Here is a 15,634-nt window from a genome sequence, read left to right on the forward strand (position 1 = left end):
GTGACGGGCAGCGCGTCAGCGACGCCGGATCGGGGCCGCTACTTGCGGAAGTTCAGATAAGCCTTCGACGGAGTCGGACCGCGCTGGCCCTGGTACTTCGAGCCCACCGCACCCGAACCATAGGGGTTCTCGGCGGGGCTGGAGAGCTTGAAAATAGCCAGCTGACCGACCTTCATCCCCGGGTACAGGGCGATCGGCAGGTTCGAGGTATTGGAAAGCTCCAGGGTGATGTGACCGGAGAAACCCGGGTCGATGAAGCCCGCGGTGGAGTGGGTCAGCAGCCCCAGGCGCCCCAGCGAGGACTTGCCCTCCAGGCGGCCTGCCAGGTGATCGGGGATCGTGAACTTCTCAAGCGTCGCGCCGAGGACGAACTCCCCCGGGTGCAGGATGAAGGGCTCCTCGCCTTCCACCTCCACGAGGGTGGTGAGCTCCTCCTGCGGCAGCTTCGGGTCGATGTGGGTGTACCGGGAGTTATTGAACACCCGGAACAGGCTATCCAGCCGCACGTCCACAGAGGAGGGCTGCACCATCGAGGCATCAAAAGGCTCGATGCCGAGCTGACCGGCGGCGATTTCTGAACGGAGGTCACGATCTGAAAGAAGCACGTCTCCCAGTCTAACCGAGCAACCCGCGCCGAACCCCCACACCACTGAGCGGGGCTCAGATTGGGCCACCGAGCGACAGCCGGATCGAGCCACCGAGCGACAGCCGGGTTAAACCATTGTGCAGCGGCCGACGCGACGCTAACGGCCTGGCCTTTTGGCTGCTCCCCGACGCGTGCCCTATACTTAATCGCTAGTGTCCAGGACACATTTGCCGATGTAATTCAATGGTAGAATGTCAGCTTCCCAAGCTGAATACGCGGGTTCGATTCCCGTCATCGGCTCAGATTCCCCCGGTGGGCATATGCGCACCGGGGTTTTCGCTATCCCGAGCCATAAAATCCACCCCTCCCCGCTACACTCATATCCACCATCACCCTGCCGAATCCCTACCGGCAGGCCGGGCGCCGGGGCGAGGTTGACGTCCTAAAACTAAAGAGCGCCCCTGGGGCGGAGAAGGAAGGACCACGACGATGGCGCAGCAAGCCAGTCGGCAGGCCGACGAGCATGCCAGCGGGCAGGGACTGACGCGGATCAGCGACCAGGAGAACCCCTACCCGGTACCGGAGAAATACCCGGAGTATCAGCCGAAGAACGATACGACGAAGGGGCAGCGCAAGCTCTCCGTCTACACCGCTATCGACGCCCTCTTCATCATCGTCACCCTCGCCCTGACCGCCTGGTACCTGGCGCTGATGATCCTCAACGGCTTCAACATGGAAACCAAGAGCCTGATCTGGGTGATCTGGTGGTTCCTCGTGCTCGCGTACCTCTCGCTGCCGCGCATGCACCAGCTGTTCACCTTCGTCTACGTGCCGGACTACTTCGTCGCCCGCGCGCGCACCTCCGATGGGCTGCTGGGCGATCCGGTGAATATTGCGCTGCACGGCTCGGAGGAGGACATCCACGCGGTGCTGCTGGCCGCGGGTTGGACGAAGGCAGACAAGATCACGCTGCGTTCCAGCTGGAAGATTGCCGTATCCAGCGTGTTCCGGAAGTCCTACCCGGCGGCACCGGTCAGCCCGCTGGTGATTTTCAAGCGCTCGCAGGCCTTCGCCTATCAGCAGGAGGATTCCGGCAGTGCATCCAAGCGCCACCACGTGCGGCTGTGGCGCACCCCGGATGATTGGGCGCTGCCCGGCGGGGAGAAGGTCGCCTGGATGGCCGGCGCAACCTACGACCGGGGCGTGGGGCTGTCCAGCTTCACCGGCCAGATCACCCACAAGATCGACGAGGACACGGACGCCGAACGCGACTACCTCATCGGCACCCTGCAGTACGTCGACCCAAAGATCACCGTCAAGGTGCTGCCGGACTTCTCCTCGCCGTATATCTGCCACAACGGCGGCGGAGACAAGATCGTCACGGATGGTGACCTTCCGATTGTCGACGTCACCGGCGCGGCCGAAAGGCTCGCTGACGTCCCCAAAGTGCGCGACGGCGTGCAGGCGCGCAAGGAGGAAGAAGAGGCCAGCCGCAAGCGGGACAAGGAGCTGCCACCGGCTGAGATGAATATCGTCGGTGCGCTGACCGCCATCGTGGCGATCTTCACCGCGTGGCGTTCCGGCACCCAGCTGGCGAGTATCGGCTGGGTGACTGGTTCGCTGAAGCAGACCTGGGTGCTCTACGGGCACTTCGTCGGGTCGCTAGCGGCACTGCTGCTCCTGGTCCTGACCTTCATGCGCATCCGGTGGGCGCGTGTGCTGCTGATGGTCACGATCACGCTGATCTCCATCGGCGACCTCTTGGCCGCCGCAACCTCCGAGCACCACGTGGCCAGCAACCTCTTCATGGTGGCGGTCGCGCTGGTGCTGGTGATGAGTATTTCCTCCGAGAGTTCCAGGCGCTGGGTCAGCGGCGGCCGGGAGGACAAGGTGGTCAGTTACAACCTGCGCCACCCCAACCGCGGGCTATCCGTGGAGTAGGAAGCGCCACCCGCGCTCGACATTCGAGCAGGAACGCGCCCGGGAAACGCCCCGCACCGGAACGTCTCCGCGACAGAACGCCTCCGCAACGAAGAAAGGTTCAGCATGGCCGACGCACCGTCCCCCGGTTCCCGGGGTGTCCGGAGCACCCAGGGTGCCCGAGCTTCCCAGAGCCCCCGCACGCCGGACGAGACGAACCGGAACTTCGTGGGCTCCCGCCTGCGCCAGCTGCGCAAGGAGCGGGATATCTCGCAGGCCCAGCTCGCCACGACCCTGGGGCTGTCCGCGAGTTACGTGAACCAGATCGAGCACGATCAGCGCCCCCTGACCCTGGCGGTGCTGCAGAAGATCACCAGGGCCTTCGGTGTGGACGCCACCTTCTTCGCCAACGAGGACTCCCTCCGCCTGCTCGCCGAGGTTCAGGACGTCATGGCCGATCGCGATATCTGGCCCACTCCGGTGGACGTCACCGAATTGGCCGAGCTGGTGCGCCACCACCCCGCGATCGCCCGCGCCATGGTGGACATGCACAGCCGCTACCGGAACGTCTCTGACAAGCTCACGCTGGCCACCGAGGAGCGCCTGCAGGGTTCTGCGGTGCTGTCCATTACCCCTCGTGGCGAGCTCTTCGGGCGCGCCTCCGGGCCGGAGGCCTTCTCCATGCCGCACGAGGAGGTCCGGGACTACTTCTACGCCCGGCAGAACTACGTGGACGTCCTGGACGTACAGGCCGAGAAGCTCGCGAAAAAGCTGAACCTCGGGGCCACGCAGATCCGCCACGCGGAAGCGATCCTCGTCGACCGACTCACGGATAAGCACAACGTGACGGTCACCTACTCCCGGGACATGGGCGACACGCAGCACAGCTTCGACCCAGAGACGAAGCGGCTGTACGTCTCCGCCATGATGCGGCCAGGGCAGATCGCGTTCCGCCTGGCCACCGAGCTGGCCTACCTGGAGGCCGGCCCGACCATCCGTTCCCTGGTGGAGCTGGGCAACTTCACCTCTGATGCCTCCCGCAGGCTGGCCTCCCGTGGCTTGGCCACTTACTGGGCGGCGGCCCTGCTGATGCCCTACGGGCAGTTCCACGCCTCCGCTGAAGAATCCCGCTACGACCTGGAGTTCCTCATGCGTGAGTACGGGGTGGGTTATGAGACGGTCTGCCACCGGCTCTCCACCCTGCAGCGCCCCAGCCTGCGCGGCGTGCCCTTCACCTTCGTGCGGGTGGACCGAGCGGGGAATATGTCTAAGCGGCAGAGCGCCTCTGGCCTGCACCTGTCGGGCTCGGGCGGTACCTGCCCACTGTGGAATGTCTACGAGACCTTCAGCTACCCGGGCAAGATCATGCGGCAGATCGCCCAGATGCCGGACGGTCGCACGTACCTGTGGGTCGCCCGAACAGTGAATCACCACCGCTCGGCGTGGGGGAACCCGGGCAAGATGTTCGCCATCGGCCTGGGCTGCGAACTGCGGCACGCGCAGCGCACCGTGTACGCCGATGGCTTGGACTTGGAGGACACCTCCGCGGCCACCCCGATCGGTTCGGGTTGCCGCCTGTGCCCGAGGACGACCTGCCCGCAGCGCGCGTTCCCGCCGATCGACCGCCAGGTGGACATCGACGCCCACCGTTCCTCGGTCTCGCCGTACTAGCGGCGTTCGGACGCGGGCGGATTGTCCCAGGACGTTGCCCCCGCGACGCTCGCGCCGCCGCGTGGCTAGTAGCGCCGCTAGTGGTGTGCCTAGTCGCGTGGCGGCGTGATGTCTAGCGAGGTATCGGTGTTGTAGTAACCGAAGCCCGGCTCTTCGCGGTCGAAGAGTCCGATCTGCGCGCGGCGCTCCAGCTCGCGGCGGTTATAAGTGGCCTGCTGGATCGCCTCCTCCGAGTCGAAGCCGGATCCCAGAGCGCCGGCGATCATGCCGAGCGACGCAGCGAACCACGCCAACAGCAGGTAATTCCACGGCTGAACCGGGTGGCCAATCTGCAGGCTGAAGTACTTCACCGGCACGATCGCTGCCGCCAGCATGAGCAGCACACCAATGAGGAGCAGGTACATCAACAGCGAGGAAATCGCCACAGTCACGAGCGTGGCGTAATTATCCCACCGGGCACGCCACCACCCCACCGAGTCGTAGCGGAATTTCGAGGAGCGGGGGTTCCACAGGCTGTTGTTGTAGATCAGCCAGAAGGTCATCCCGCAGATCGCGAGAATGCTGATGAGGATCAGTCGCCAGATCGGCATCAGAGAGCTCATCAGCCAGATCGAACCGAAAAACACACCGAAGGCACCACTGGCCACGCCAAGGGCGATGGACCCGGAAAGCACCCGCAGCAGGGCCACCGGCCTGTTGCAGCGAATCATGCCGAGCAGCAGGCGGAGGGTGCGGCCGCGCCCCTCCAGCACGCGAGTGGTATCCGCTCGGACGTCGCCGCCCGCGATGTCTTCGTAGCCGTCGATGTTCTCTTCGGGCACGCCCGCACCGGCCATCTTGCCCTGCACCAGGCGGGTCATCTCCTGCCTCAGGCCGAGCTTTGCGCGCAGCAGGCCGAAGGCGGGGAGGCAGAGCATAGTGGCTTTGCCGTTCTGGATGCACTGGCTGATCACCGGCCGGCGGGTGCTGAGCGGCAAGTCGGTGAGATAGATCAACCGGTCCCACTGGTACTTCTCGAGCACCTCGATGGTGTTGTCGTGCAGCTCCACGGTTCCACGAGAACTCATCGGGAAGGAGCCGATGCGCAAGAAGAGCTCGGCAGGCTCCCCGGTGCGGTGGTCCTTGGCTGCTGCTTGGAGATCCGCGAAGAGCGCTTTAGCGCGCCGTTCTGGCAGGCCGGGGTCTGCCACGATGCCGATGCGGGTGGTCATGGGTGCTTCGTTTTTCCTTGCCTCAGGAGGGATTGTGGACTGCCCGCAGCGCGTGGAGGACCGTGCGAGATCACCTGTATTTGCGCTGGGTGGGGTGGATTTTACGGTGAGTGGCCCTAGCGCAGCAAAGCGCGCCCCCGAACCGGTCATTGTCGCCGGTTCGGGGGCGCGCTGTTCAGCTTCTCGGCTGGTCTCTAAACCCAGCCAGGCGGGGCGATAGCACCCCCGGGAACCTGTTAGAGGTTGATCATGTGGCCGCCGATACCGTGGGCGGCTTCCTTCATGGCCTCAGACAGGGTCGGGTGCGTGTGCACGTTGCGGGAGATCTCGTCCGCGGTGAGGTCGAAACGCTGCGCCAGGGTGAGCTCCGGCAGGAGCTCGGAGACGTCCGGGCCGACCATGTGACCGCCGAGCAGCTCGCCGAACTCTGCGTCCGCGATGAGCTTGACGAAGCCCACTGCGTTGCCGAGGCCCTGAGCCTTGCCGTTGGCGGTGTACGGGAAGGTCGCGACCTTGATCTCGCGGCCGTCCTCCTCTGCCTTCTTGCGGGCTGCTTCCTCGGTGTAACCGAAGGATGCGACCTGCGGGTTGCAGAAGGTAGCGCGCGGCATCATCTGGTAATCGCCCAGCTCCTGGGTCTCCGCGCCAGCGATGGTCTCTGCTGCGACAACGCCCTGCGCCTCAGCGACGTGGGCTAGCTGCAGCTTCGCAGTGACGTCGCCGATTGCGTAGATGTTCTTCGCGGAGGTGCGCATGCGCTCGTCGATGACGATCTCGCCGCGCTCGCCCAGCTCGACGCCGGCCTTGTCCAGGCCGAGGCCCTCGGTGCGCGGGGCGAAGCCGATGGAGACCATGACGCGGTCCGCCTTGAGGGTTTCGGACTTCTTGCCGTCGGCGGACTCGATGTCCACCTCGACGCCCTTGCCCTCGCCCAGGTCACGAACCTCGGTGGTCTTGTGACCGGTCTTGAGGTTCACGCCGAGGCGCTTGTACTGCTTCGCGATCTCGCGGGAGACGTCCTTGTCCTCGTTCGGCAGGACGCGGTCCATGAACTCGACGACGGTGATGTCCACGCCGAAGTTGGAGAGCACGTAGGCGAACTCCATGCCGATGGCGCCGGCACCGATGATGACCATGGACTTCGGGGCGTTCTCGTCGAGGATCTGCTCCTCGTAGGAGACGATGTTGCCGCCGATCTCAACGCCCGGCAGGGACTTAACGACCGAGCCGGTGGCGATGATGGCGTTATCGAAGGTGATCTTCTTGCCCTTATCGTCGCCGTCGACGATGGAGATCTCCTTGTCGGAGACGAACTCGCCGCGACCGTTGATCTCCTGGATCTTGTTCTTCTTCATCAGGTAGTGAACACCCTTGACGATGGAAGAAGAGACCTTGCGGGAACGCTTGTGCGCTGCACCGAAGTCCATGGAGATGTTATCGCCGGTAATTCCGAACGTCTTCGCTTCCTTGGTGATGGTGTGCGCCAGCTCCGCGTTACGGATCAGAGCCTTCGAGGGGATACAACCCACGTTGAGGCACACGCCACCCCAGTACTGCTTCTCGACAACTGCGGTCTTGAGGCCCAGCTGCGCCGCGCGAATTGCGGCGACGTACCCGCCAGGGCCTGCACCGATTACTACTACGTCATAATGTTCAGCCACGGCCCCAACCTTATAGCTAAATAGAGCCCAGAGCCAGCTTCAGGTTCGAGAAAGCGTCCGCGCTGCCGTGGACGAATCCACCCAGGAAGTCGGTGATGACGAGGATGATCTGGTCGATGAACTGCATGTCTGGTGGTCCTTAAAGTTCCGAGGGAAAAATCTGAAGTTTCTTGGCTTTCACGTGCTGCGATGCCAGAGGAATGGGAACGGCCTGTCCACTTCCTGCATTAGTTCTAGCAGCTTTATGGGCAAAAATACTAAGAAAAGCTGGCATTTACTTTCCCTTGTCTCATAATCATGGCTACTATCTAGCTGGTAGATTCCCAGCCGCTGGTCGGACCGGGGACAGAAAACCGCCGATCACCACAGCTGATACACGAAGGACAATTCGATGAAGAAGTACCTCGCCCGTGGCCTTGCCGCATCCCTCGCGGCCCTCATGCCACTGTCCATGGCCACCCACACCGCATCCTCTGCCTCGGCTGTGCCGGTGAGCGCCCAGGCCGTCGCTGACAATGCGAAGGCTGCGGAGCTGTACTGGGACGAGCTGCCGGGGACCGTGAACCCGAGCACCAACGGTCGCTGGGTCAACAAGGTTAAGGAGCTGAAGCGCGCGGGTCACAACGTCAGCTATGCCATCGCGACCTCCCCGGCCATGGGTGGCCTGGAAATCCCGCTGGTCGTCATCGGCCCGAAGGGTAAGAAGCTGCGCGAAACCGCCGGCCTACCAACCCTGTACATGCTCAATGGCGCCGACGGCGGCGAGGGCCGGGCGAACTGGATCAACCAGTCGGACATCATCGATTACTACGGCGAGAACCTCAACGCCAACATCGTCATCCCGATGTCTGGCGCGTTCAGCTACTACACCGACTGGGTGAGCAAGTACAACAAAGCTGGCTACAAGCCGATGTGGGAGACCTTCCTGACCAAGGAGCTGCCGCAGACCATCGAGAAGGAACTGAAGGCCAACGGCAAGCGCGCCATCGCGGGCATGTCCATGTCCGCCACTTCCTCGCTGAACCTGGCCGCGCACAACCAGGGTTTCTATGACTCCGTTGGCTCCTTCTCCGGCTGCGCGTCGACCACCAAGGGTCTGGCCCCGGCCTTCATCGGCATCACCCTGGCCCGCGGCGGGACCAACGTCAACGAGATGTGGGGCGGTTCCCACACCCCGGCAGCCCTCCGCGACGATGCCCTGGTCAACGCGAAGAACCTGGTCAAGCAGCCGAACCTGTACGTCTCCAACGCCTCTGGGTTGGTTGGCAAGCACGATGTGCTGAGCTCCGAGCGCGTGAGGGGCGACCTGTCCGCGGCCACGACCGTGGCTGTGGAGGGTGGCGTCATCGAAGCCGCCACCAATGGCTGCACCCACGACCTGGACGTGAAGCTGCGCTCCCTGGGTAAGAAGGACGCCACCTTCAACTTCCGCAACACCGGCACCCACCAGTGGGGCTACTGGCAGGACGACCTGCGCGACTACCTGCCGGTCCTGAACAAGGCCTTCGGGAACTAACGCTTTCGGGAACCAAGAACCCACACCGCCCGGCCCTGCTGAGGGCCGGGCTTAATGCACAGCCGGAGGTGCGGCCCCGATGCGCGCACTGAGCATCGCCACTGTCTTCGTCGCCGCCGCAGGCTACCTGGTTATCTGGATCGCCTCCAAGGCCCTGCCGCCCGCAGGCTACGTGGACTTCATGGTCTTCTGGGGGCTGTTCTTCGCCCTCACCGGGCTCATCGACGGCCTCATGCAGGAGACCGCCCGCGGCGTGACCGCTGCCCGGCACAACCGCGAGGGCACCGAACCGCAGGAGACGGTCGCCGATCGCGGATCGGCCCGCCCCTTTGCGTTGGCGGGCGGTTTTGCCCTCGCCTTCGGGCTACTTTCCCTGGTTTCTGCCCCACTGTGGGCAGCCAGCGTGAGCCCCGCCCACCCCCTGTGGGCTGCCATTCTCACCGCCACGGGGCTCGCGAGTTTCGCCTTCCAAGCCATCCTCTGCGGGCTGATCTCCGCGGCCTCCCGCTGGCGCGAGTTCGCCTGGCTCATCGGCATCGATTCCGGGATCCGCCTACTGCTCGCGGCGCTCGCCTGGTGGCTGGGTTGGGGCGTGGTCTCCTTCTTCATCATCACCGTCATCGGCGCGGGCACCTGGGCCGCATTCGCACTGCTCCCCGGGGTGCGCCCACTGCTGAGCCACCGCGCGGACATCCCCGCCCGGGCCTTCGTGCAGCGCGGCCTGAAAGCGATGCTGGCCTCCGGGGCGAACGCCGTGCTCATCACCGGCTTCCCCGTACTGCTGCGCGCCACCACCGACCTAGACTTCGCTGGCGCCAGCGGCACCGGCGAGGAGCTCAGCTCCGCCGGAGGCGCCGCCGAGGCGGGCGCTGTGCTCGCCGGGACGATCACGGCCGTCACCCTCACCCGCGCCCCGCTGCTCGTCCCCCTGCAGCGCTTCCAGCCGGCACTGATCGTGCACTTCACCAAACACCGCGAGCAGGTTCTGCGCGCCGCGACCGCTCCCGCGCTGGCGATCATCGCCATCGGCGCCGTGGGCGGGGTGGCTGCCTACCTCGTGGGGCGCCCGATTATGGCTTTGCTCTTCGACGAGGCCTACCTGGTCTCCCCCGCAGCCCTCGGCCTGCTGACCTTCGCCTCCACCGGCACCGCACTACTCATGGTCACCGGCTCCGCAGCCCTCGCCGCTGGCCGCCACGACCTGTACTGGTTCGGCTGGGCCATCGCCACCGTCGCAGCGGTGGGCCTGTTGCTGGTGGATACCACCCCAGAACTCCGCTCGGTGCTCGCCCTAGGGATCGGCCCGCTGGTCGGTGTAGCCCTCCAGCTCTGGCGGCTCCAGCGCCTACCGAACCGGCCCAGTCGAGCCGAGGCCAGCGAGGGCGACGTCGTGAAAGAAAAGGCCTAGCTCTCCGCCGGGATGAACTTCCGGGAGAACACCGTGATCAGGGCCAGGTTTAGGACCGCAGCCACCACGCCCGCGAGAAGCATGACCGGGTAGCTGAACCACTCGGACAGGCGGGTCAGGATCATCGGGAAGAAGAAGCCCACGTAGGTGAACACGTAATAGATCGCGGTCAGGCCACCCAGCTCGTCCGGGCTGGCCAGTCGCTGCACCTCCGTCAGGCCCGTCAGCAGCGTGATGCCGTAGCCCAGCCCCAGGACGACTGCGACGATCAACGCGCCCGCCAGGGAGACGGTCTTTGCGGTCCAGGCAGCGACGAGCATGCCGATGATCACGATGACCAGACCGATCTGCTGGCCGAACGCGGAATTATTACGCCAGTACAGGTCCGGGAACTGCTGAATACCAAAGCCGAAAGCCAGCGCCAGGGCGGTGATACCCGCGGTGATGGCGATCGGATTGCCATAAGAATTCTGAATCAGAGCAGGCATGATCGCGTAGGCCACGCCGGTGCAGCCGAAGACCCACGGCGCCAGCGGCAGCACGACCAGCAGGAAGCGCGGGTGCTTCGCGGAGGGGGATGCCAGGTCGCTCAGAAACGAGCCCTTGACCTTCAGGTGTGCGCTCTGGCGGGTCTCCGGCACCGTCATCAGGCCCACGATCGTCACGATCGAGAGGACCACGTGGATCATGTACGGCAGCTGGCCGGGGATCGGACCCCACTGAGCAAGCAGGCCTGCGATCAACGCACCCACCGCGAAACCGCCGGTCATGGCCATCGCGGAACGCTTCGCCCCGGAGTTCGGCTTGGCGGTGGGATCGAAGGCAGGACTGGAGAGCTCCTTAATCCAGGAACCGCCAGCGGTCATCGCCATGCCCAGCGCCAAGCCGGAGAGCATGCGGCCAGTAAAGATGATCGGCTCGCTGGTCTCGCCCATCGCGATGAGGACGGACCCAATCAGCGCAACGATCGGGGCAGGCAGCATGACGACGCGGCGTCCATAACGGTCGGACAGTGGCCCGGCGACCAGCAGGCCGATGGCGATACCTACCGCGTAGAAGGCCAGCAGGGCATCCACGAACACCGGGGAGAAGACGTCCTCCCCGCGGTAGAAGACCATCATCGGGGTGAACTCGTTGCCGCCCCAAGCGACGATAAATACCGCCAACGCAACCATGAGCCACGCTCGCGAACCCTTGTACTTCGAGCCTCGCGAGTCGATGTTGAGATTGGTTGGGGTATCGGAGCTTCGTGACATGGCTACCAATGTTAATCCTCGGCATCTCGCCGCCATACTCGAATGCGGGTTAAGCGGAAATCGCGAATTGGCTGTGGCCTTCGCCACATTGCGTACCCTTGGGTCATGGCACAGAACTCACCAAAGAATAAGCAGCTTGGAGAGGACATCCCCCGTCGCTCCAAGGCCCCCAACCCCCTGCCGACCACCCCGAATCCGGCGATCCTCCCGGAGCTCAGGCGGGTGCTCGACGGCCAATTTGGCGAGGCACGGGACAACATTCGCGAGGTACTCAAGGACGATCAGTTCCGGCCCGCGGTGGGGCTCAGCCTGGAAGAAGCCCGCGCCCGCACCACCGCCCAGCTGCAGTCGGTGCTGGATTCGGGCCTGCCGCACGGCGCGTTCCGCGAGGAGCAGGGCGGCACCGGGGAGACCGGCGCGACCCTGGCCAGCATCGAGATGCTCGGCATGGCGGATCTCTCCCTGATGGTGAAATCCGGCGTGCAGTGGGGGCTGTTCGGCGGCGCTGTGGGCAACCTCGGCACCGAGCGCCACCATGACCTGGTTAAGGACCTGATCGAGCTGCGAGCGCTGGGCTGCTTCGCGATGACGGAGCGCGGCCACGGTTCCGACGTCCAGAGCCTGGAGACCACCGCGACCTACGACCCGGAGACCCAGGAGTTCATCATCAACTCCCCCACCGCGTCTTCGGAGAAGTGGTACATCGGCAACGCCGCCCGCGACGGCCGCTTTGCCGCGGTCTTCGCGCAGCTCTACACCCCGGGTGTGGAGGAGTCGCACGGCGTGCACTGCCTCGTCGCCCGCATCCGCGAGGACGACGGCTCCCCGGTCGAGGGCGTGCGCCTGGGCGATCACGGCTACAAGGGCGGGCTGCCCGGCGTGGACAACGGCACCCTGGTCTTCGAGAACTACCGCGTGCCGCGCGAGAACCTACTCAACCGCTTCGCAGACGTGGACGAAGAGGGCAATTACACCTCGCCGATCGAGAACCCGAACCGCCGCTTCTTCACGATGCTCGGCGCACTGGTCCGCGGGCGCGTGACGGTGGGTGCCGCCGCCGGTGCTGCGGCGCGAACCGCCCTGGATATCGGGGTGCGCTACGCCAACCTGCGCAAGCAGTTCGCGCCCAGCGATGACCTGCCGGAAAATACCCTCATCCAGCACCGCAAGCACCGGCTGCGCCTCATCCCTCGGGTGGCGCGCGCCTACGCACTGCAGCTGGCGACGAACGAGCTGATTTCCGGGCTGCACGACCTCGAGGCACGCGGCGTCGACCCCGTGAACGCCACGAAGGAGGAACAAGCCGACCAGCGCGAGATCGAGGCGCACGCTGCCGCCCTGAAGGCCGCGAATACCGCGCACGCCACCGACACCATCCAGGAGATGCGCGAGGCCTGCGGCGGCTACGGCTACATGGCCGAGAACTTGCTGACCAGCCTGAAGGCGGATTCGGATATCTTCACCACCTTCGAGGGTGACAACGTGGTGATGATGCAGCTGGCAGGTAAGGAGCTGATGACCGGCTTCTCCAAGGAGATCGGTAGTTTCAACCCGCTGGAAATGGTCCGTTTCGGGTTGGATAACTTCTCCACCCTGCTGCGCCGCCGCACCGCCGCGGATGCCCTGGTCCAGAATTTGAAGGACACCTTCTCCGATAGCGAGGAAGCCACTCTCTTCGACCCGGCAAGCCAAGTGCGCCTGATTTCGGAGCGCGAGCGCCGCCTCATGGTATCCCTGGGCCGCCGCCTGCGGGTGGCCAAGGACATGCCGGTGGAGAAGGCCGCAAAGGTCGTCGACCGGGCACAGGACCACCTGCTGGAGGTCGCGTGGGCGCACGTGGACCGCATCCTCCTCGAAGCCATGCTGGAGGCGGAAGCGACGCTGACCAGCGACACCGCCCGCCATGTGATGGAGCAGGTCCGCGACGTTTACTTCCTGGACCTCATCGTCCGCAACGGCAGCTGGTACCTGGAGCAGAACCTGCTCACGGGTACGCGCACCAAGGCGGCGCGTGCCGCGCTCAACGACCTGGTGGACTCTCTTGGTCCGTGGTCGGAGCTGCTGGTGGACGCCTTCGGGGTGCCGTCGGAGATCACCTCTGTCAACCTCATGCGGCGCTATGAGGACATGGTCACCAAGGCCGAGTCCGACCCAGCGGTCGGCCAGCCAGGCCGCTGGCGGGAGGACTAACTCCAGGGGCAACGTGCAGCCGCGCGACAGAAAGCCGTGGCGGGCGGAAAGTACCGGCCACGGCTGCCTGAACCCCTGCACATTTCGCGCAAAACCCGCGCGCTAGACTCGACTGAGTGACAGTTTCGGGAGATCAGAATAGGCAGGGCCCGCCAGCAGCGGGCAAAAGTTCAGTCGACCGTATCTTCGGCACGGATGCCGATTCCTTCGGCGTCCGCGCCCTCCCCGATGCCCCCTCCCCGCCCTCGATGCGGGCGATGCTGCTGACCTTCAACTCCTTCCGCCACCACATTCCCCGCGCGACCCGCGCTGCCCTGGCGATCCTCATCCCGGGAATCATTGGCTACCTTTTGGGCTTCGGTCCCGAACTGCTGCTCGTCTCCGCGGGGGCTGTGCTCCTCATCAATGGTGAAAACAAGCCCTATCGCGAGCGCTGGAAGTCCCTGCTGCGCTATGGGTTGTTATTCACCAGCCTGACCCTGGGATTCCGTCTGCTCGGCATCTGGAGCCATTCCCACGGGCAGATGGATTTTTCCGAAGGACTTGGCGGGGTCATCGCCAACCCGCGTGGCGCGCTCATCGCCTACCTGCCGCTGCTACTCTTCCTCTCCGTCTGTGTGGTCTGTGTCTACGTGACGATGTGTCTGCGCCTGACCCCACCGGGGCCGTATTTGATGTTGTTCGTCACCGGCGGGCTGATGGTCAACAAGATTTCCATCTCCCTCTCCGCCACCCTGACCTGGTCCATCATCGGCGCGGTCTCCGGGTTCATCATCAGCATGTCTGGATGGCTGGTCGACAAACACGGGCCGGAACGTAAGGCGGTGGAGGACGCCGAGGCCGCCGTCGCCGACTATCTGGAAGCCCGAGCCAAGGAGGCCCCAGCCGAATACGAGTCCCTCAAGCTCACCGCCGCCGGGGCGATCCACCGCGCCTGGTCGATGCTCGCCCACGCGGGTGCCATCCGCGGCGGAACGATCACCCCGGAGGCCCAGGGCACCAGGCGCGAGGAGCTCGTGCACCGCATGCTCAGCGCGCAACACCGCTGGGCCACCGCCGATCCTGAGGCCCAGGCGCAGCGCAATTCTCCCTCCGACCGACGCACGATCCCGCTCGCCTCTCCTGGGGCGTGGGCCAAGCTGAAGCGGCAGTGGCACCGGGATTCACACCCAGTGGTCACCGCACAGCGCGTCGCACTCGCGGGCCTGGGCGTGTCCATCCTCTCTACGGTGCTTGGCTTGGGACGACCGGACTGGGCGATTACCTCCGTGATGCTGTTGCTCGGCCAAGGGCCCTACCGCATGGCGGGCACGGTGCGCTGTATCCACCGCATCGCTGGCTCCGTCATTGGCATCCTGCTGTACCTGGCCTTCTACCAGCTGCACCCGGGCATCCTGATGGATCTCTTCGGCCTGGCGGTGGCCATGGCCTGCACGGAGCTTTTCATCGCCGCGAACTACGGGCTGGCGATGGTCTTCACCGCCCCGCTGGGGCTCATGATGGCTGGCCTGGGCAGCGCCCCCATCGGCCAGACGGCTATGGACCGTGGCGCGGAGCTGGTGATTGCCTCCCTGCTCTCCGTCCTGGCCATCTGGCTTTTCCGCCCCAATAACCTCCAGAACACCGCCGAGCTCAACTACGCGTACCTGCTGACGTCGATAAAGAAGATGATCGCCAGCCTACGAACCAGCCCGATCGACGACGCCATCCTGGACCGCCGCGAGCTGCGTTACGAGCTCAACGAGTCACGTGCGGTGACGAATGCGTGCGCCAACGAGTCCTATGAGTGGCGGCAAGAACAGTGGGATCACCACGCCGCCGCGCAACTGGTCGCCCACGAGGTACTGCGGGTAGGTGCGACGGCCGCGCACTCCGACCTGGACAAGGTTCCGGGCGGCGACGTCGAGAAACTAGCCGCAATGTACGGCCGACTCGCCCCGGCTAGCGTGTAGCGCGCGCCTTCAGAATGGCCGTGAGGGTCGCGATCGTGCAGAACGCCCAGGTACGGACAGCCCTCTCGGCCAGATAGAGCTCGGCCGAATGGACAGCCTGGGCACAGCGTAGTGGTGAAATGCGAAACGGTCACTACCGCTTGCGCTGGTAGTGACCGTTTTTTGGTGAGCCGCCTGCGAGAATCGAACTCGCGACCTTTTCATTACGAGTGAAACGCTCTGCCGACTGAGCTAAGGCGGCGCGCAAAAACCCAGAGCCTAAA

At 64.9% G+C, this 15,634-nt stretch carries 10 protein-coding genes and 2 tRNA genes; 7 read left to right on the forward strand and 5 right to left on the reverse strand.

The features are described from left to right. Nucleotides 1-38 precede the first annotated feature (38 nt). A complete protein-coding gene (gene dcd / locus CU_RS09200) occupies nucleotides 39-605 on the reverse strand; it encodes a dCTP deaminase (RefSeq protein ID WP_041628532.1) in 567 nt (188 codons plus the stop codon). A 210-nt stretch (nucleotides 606-815) separates the two neighbouring features. Here dcd and CU_RS09205 point away from each other — a divergent pair. The 3 genes from CU_RS09205 to ramB all read left to right on the forward strand — a co-directional run bounded on the left by CU_RS09205 (nucleotide 816) and on the right by ramB (nucleotide 4,177). Beyond that, nucleotides 816-886: transfer RNA gene (locus CU_RS09205), tRNA-Gly, on the forward strand. 189 nt (nucleotides 887-1,075) lie between these two features. Continuing rightward, nucleotides 1,076-2,527 carry an LssY C-terminal domain-containing protein gene (locus CU_RS09210; RefSeq protein ID WP_012361072.1) on the forward strand — a complete coding sequence of 484 codons (1,452 nt, stop codon included), beginning with the start codon at nucleotides 1,076-1,078 and terminating at the stop codon, nucleotides 2,525-2,527. Between the two features lie 105 nt (nucleotides 2,528-2,632). Then, complete coding sequence (ramB, locus tag CU_RS09215; protein WP_012361073.1) at nucleotides 2,633-4,177, forward strand: acetate metabolism transcriptional regulator RamB; 1,545 nt, start codon at nucleotides 2,633-2,635, stop codon at nucleotides 4,175-4,177. Between the two features lie 89 nt (nucleotides 4,178-4,266). Here the strand turns inward: ramB and CU_RS09220 are convergent, their stop codons facing one another. Further along, nucleotides 4,267-5,388 (reverse strand): hypothetical protein, encoded by a 1,122-nt coding sequence (locus CU_RS09220; RefSeq protein ID WP_231837665.1) that lies wholly within the window; start codon nucleotides 5,386-5,388, stop codon nucleotides 4,267-4,269. Between the two features lie 236 nt (nucleotides 5,389-5,624). Beyond that, nucleotides 5,625-7,049 carry a dihydrolipoyl dehydrogenase gene (gene lpdA / locus CU_RS09225; protein WP_012361075.1) on the reverse strand — a complete coding sequence of 475 codons (1,425 nt, stop codon included), beginning with the start codon at nucleotides 7,047-7,049 and terminating at the stop codon, nucleotides 5,625-5,627. Nucleotides 7,050-7,440: 391 nt separating this feature from the next. On the opposite strand from lpdA, the gene CU_RS09230 reads away from it, so the two are divergent. Continuing rightward, on the forward strand, nucleotides 7,441-8,565 hold the full coding sequence (locus CU_RS09230; protein ID WP_012361076.1) for an alpha/beta hydrolase: 1,125 nt from the start codon (nucleotides 7,441-7,443) through the stop codon (nucleotides 8,563-8,565). 79 nt (nucleotides 8,566-8,644) lie between these two features. Further along, nucleotides 8,645-9,973 carry a polysaccharide biosynthesis protein gene (locus tag CU_RS09235; RefSeq protein ID WP_012361077.1) on the forward strand — a complete coding sequence of 443 codons (1,329 nt, stop codon included), beginning with the start codon at nucleotides 8,645-8,647 and terminating at the stop codon, nucleotides 9,971-9,973. Here the strand turns inward: CU_RS09235 and CU_RS09240 are convergent. Next, complete coding sequence (locus tag CU_RS09240; protein ID WP_012361079.1) at nucleotides 9,970-11,316, reverse strand: MFS transporter; 1,347 nt, start codon at nucleotides 11,314-11,316, stop codon at nucleotides 9,970-9,972. The genes CU_RS09235 and CU_RS09240 overlap by 4 nt on opposite strands. On the opposite strand from CU_RS09240, the gene CU_RS09245 reads away from it, so the two are divergent. Both CU_RS09245 and CU_RS09250 read left to right on the forward strand, forming a co-directional pair. Next, nucleotides 11,272-13,419: an acyl-CoA dehydrogenase family protein gene (locus CU_RS09245; protein ID WP_012361078.1), complete on the forward strand. Its 2,148-nt coding sequence runs from the start codon at nucleotides 11,272-11,274 to the stop codon at nucleotides 13,417-13,419. The genes CU_RS09240 and CU_RS09245 overlap by 45 nt on opposite strands. Before the next feature lie 116 nt (nucleotides 13,420-13,535). Next, nucleotides 13,536-15,371, forward strand: coding sequence for an FUSC family protein (locus CU_RS09250; RefSeq protein WP_012361080.1), 1,836 nt, complete (start codon nucleotides 13,536-13,538; stop codon nucleotides 15,369-15,371). 168 nt (nucleotides 15,372-15,539) lie between these two features. Here the strand turns inward: CU_RS09250 and CU_RS09255 are convergent. Continuing rightward, nucleotides 15,540-15,612 (reverse strand) — tRNA-Thr (locus CU_RS09255). Nucleotides 15,613-15,634 lie beyond the last annotated feature (22 nt).

This window comes from Corynebacterium urealyticum DSM 7109 (assembly GCF_000069945.1).
GTDB lineage: Bacteria > Actinomycetota > Actinomycetes > Mycobacteriales > Mycobacteriaceae > Corynebacterium > Corynebacterium urealyticum.

Bases quoted from the DNA above. Each gene is read 5' to 3' on its own strand.
- CU_RS09210 (WP_012361072.1), top strand. From the start codon at position 1,076: ATGGCGCAGCAAGCCAGTCGGCAGGCCGACGAGCATGCCAGCGGGCAG.
- ramB (WP_012361073.1), top strand. From the start codon at position 2,633: ATGGCCGACGCACCGTCCCCCGGTTCCCGGGGTGTCCGGAGCACCCAG.
- CU_RS09220 (WP_231837665.1), bottom strand. From the start codon at position 5,388: ATGACCACCCGCATCGGCATCGTGGCAGACCCCGGCCTGCCAGAACGG.
- CU_RS09230 (WP_012361076.1), top strand. From the start codon at position 7,441: ATGAAGAAGTACCTCGCCCGTGGCCTTGCCGCATCCCTCGCGGCCCTC.
- CU_RS09235 (WP_012361077.1), top strand. From the start codon at position 8,645: ATGCGCGCACTGAGCATCGCCACTGTCTTCGTCGCCGCCGCAGGCTAC.
- CU_RS09245 (WP_012361078.1), top strand. From the start codon at position 11,272: ATGCGGGTTAAGCGGAAATCGCGAATTGGCTGTGGCCTTCGCCACATT.